General features: G+C 60.3%; 2 protein-coding genes. Both read left to right on the top strand.

All coding sequences use genetic code 11. The features are described 5' to 3' along the window. The first annotated feature begins 728 nt into the window (after positions 1 to 728). Positions 729 to 1,553 carry a hypothetical protein gene (locus SGJ19_12670; GenBank protein MDZ4781099.1) on the top strand — a complete coding sequence of 275 codons (825 nt, stop codon included), beginning with the start codon at positions 729 to 731 and terminating at the stop codon, positions 1,551 to 1,553. Between the two features lie 733 nt (positions 1,554 to 2,286). Then, a partial coding sequence (locus SGJ19_12675) for a hypothetical protein (protein MDZ4781100.1) occupies positions 2,287 to 2,778 on the top strand: 492 nt, incomplete at its 3' end.

Below are 2,778 nucleotides of genomic sequence, written 5' to 3' on the forward strand. Positions count from 1 at the left end.
GCGCCATGCAAATCGCCGCCGGCGCCCTCGGCCTCCGCGCCGCGAATCGCTTCTCCGCGTGCTTTATCGCGGGGACGCAGATTCTCGTCAACTGTGGACCCCACAGCGGCGTTGCGCTCGCCGGAATGGGAATTGAAGGTGCGTTGGATGATGAAGCGGATGCGGGAACGGATTCCACGAGTTTGCTCTGGACGGTTGCGATTGCCTCCGTTGGGGTGGTGGGCTGGCGAGTTATTCGTCCGCGGAGGCGCTCGGAAACTGCGGTTCTGGACGCACTGTTTGCCGCGGCCGAGGACGACAATTGGCGAGTGGATTACGAACTGCCCAGGCGAGGTCACGTTGGCTCGATTGATCCGGCTGTGATCGATTACGAGTCATTCAGTAATGAATTTGCCTCACCCGCTACGGAAGAGTGTCTGGCGTTCGCCGCCGCATACCGGCAAAACGCTGATCGACCGCTTGGGATCGCCGATCGCGACAATTCCGGTTCCCGCTGCGACTGTGAGCGCGGGAACCCTATCGCGATAACGCTGCCGCGCGTGATGAACAGTAGTCCTAGCCGCAAGAGGGTCTTGCCAGACGTGGATCGATCGCAAACTGCGAGGGCCTGGGCGGCGCGCGTATGGCTTGCCGGCTTGTTGCTATTGGCAGGCGCAATCGGTTGGGGATCCTTGCGCTCCGGCGCTACGGACCGAAAGGCAACTGCATCGAAAGTTGCCGCGTCATCCGTGCCATCATTGCAGCCAAATGCGCGTGGTACGCGCAGCAAGGCCATCGAAGAAGTTGCACTCGGGGAGCGCACGGTAGGCCGTAACCCGCTGCGCGAGGAAGTGGACGAAGTCGAACCCGACCCGGCGACCTGGCGGCGTATAGACTTGGAAATGCGGAAGCAGGACGGCCAGCGTCTCTGGATTGGATTGCTCCGCCCGCTGGATTGGATCGAGCAACTCAATGCGACCGCCGGCGCGACGATCCCCATCGATCTGCCCGAAATGGGCGCGATTGGCGAGGCCGAAGTGATTGCCATCGGCCCGTGCCCGCCGATCCACAGCGGCGAAGGCGCCGTCGTGACCGGCACGTTCCGGCATGAGACGGATGGGCGCAACGTGGTGGCCCTGCGCCTGGAGGGGCAGGAGAAACCGACGGGCGTGACGAACAATCATCGGTACTGGTCCGTCGACCGGCAGGATTATGTTGAAGTCGGCGACCTGCGCCCCGGCGAAGAGATCGACACTATCGACGGCCACCATTGCGTGGAATCCATCGCGCCCCTGGATTACACGGGGTACCTCTACAACCTCGAAACGACCGAGCACGTCTATCGGGTGGATGGGCTGGGGGCACTGGTGCATAATGCTTGCGTTCCGAAGAAGCTCACCCGAACCCAAAGTGACGAGTATCGAGAAGCTGCGCGGAATGTATGGCACTCGCGTACCAACCGCCGGGCGTTCTGGGATGGGATGGAAGTACACCATAGGATTCCATTGGAATGGGCGCACAAGTTTCCGAAAGCGGACCCAAATCGCGCGGCAAACTTGATTGGGCTTAAGTAGACAATCACCGTCTCGTCAGCAGCGCCTGGAGCAACTTCAAAACGTCATTGAACGGCCGCGATCCAAGCGCCTCAGAAATCATGAAGAAGACACTGGACATCGACAGAATGTTCGGACATGTATTCAGGTTCCTTCCGTAGGACGACGAGATGCAACTTCCAAACGATGTGCGAGCGCTATGTTTCGCTGTGGAATGGCCGCCAGAAGAACCGACTGTGGATGGAGCGACAGAGGAACAGATTAAGAGTGCGGAGGATACTTTGGGCATCATTATGCCGCGCGAGTTCCGTTGTTTCTTAGCGTTTCTCAATGGGCCGTGCATCGGTCCGGGCGGACTTTTTGGCGTTGAAACGCGTTCACCCAGATCCGATATCCGCGCCATTTTGGGTCGGTATCCTGAATGGAAAGCAGAAGACTGGATTCCAGTTGCCGGTGATGGCTGCGGGAATTACTACGTCTTAGTTGCGACGTCGGAGAACGGACAGCCAGTATGTTTTATAGATACTATGTCTTCCTCGCGAGATCTCGCATACGTCGTTGCGTCTAACTTTTGGCAGTTCTTGCGGTTTCTCTTGGGAAAGGAGCTAGGAGAGAAACGATGGCCGTTTGATCAGGACTTTGTCACAAGTCAAGATCCTGCGATAAGAACATCGACCGTTGCAACTCTGCCCTGGGACGAGTAGGAACTCGGGATTGTGGCCGCAGCTCCGGCAGAGGTTTCCTAACCGGCGGCGTGGCCACCGTCGCCCTCCGCACGGCCGGCAACGTGCAAGGCCTGACTTCGATTTACAGCGGGGTGCAAAGCCTGCGCGAAGGCGACCTCGTCGCCGGCGCCATGCAAATCGCCGCCGGCGCCCTCGGCCTCCGCGGCGCGAATCGCTTCTCCGCGTGCTTCATCGCGGGGACGGAAGTCTGGCTGGACGAGTTCGAGGCTGCCGGTTTGGCCGGCGTCGAGTATGCTGGAATCGGTTTTTCAGGCGACGGCGATGCGGAATCCGAGAACGACTTGCTGTGGACCGTGGCCTTGGCCGGGGTGGCCATCGTCGGCGCGAACGCGTTGCGGCGGAAGCGACGTGGGTCCGACGAAGCGCCGACGCCCAGCACGCGAGCTTGTCGCTCGAACCGCGACGAGCTTTTCGCTCGCTTGACCGAGGACCCCGACTTGTTGCAGGATGTGCCCATGCCGACGCGCGATGAAACCGCCGCCTGCGATGCCATCGACTCC

The sequence above is a fragment of the Planctomycetia bacterium genome (assembly GCA_034440135.1).
Lineage (GTDB): Bacteria > Planctomycetota > Planctomycetia > Pirellulales > JALHLM01 > JALHLM01.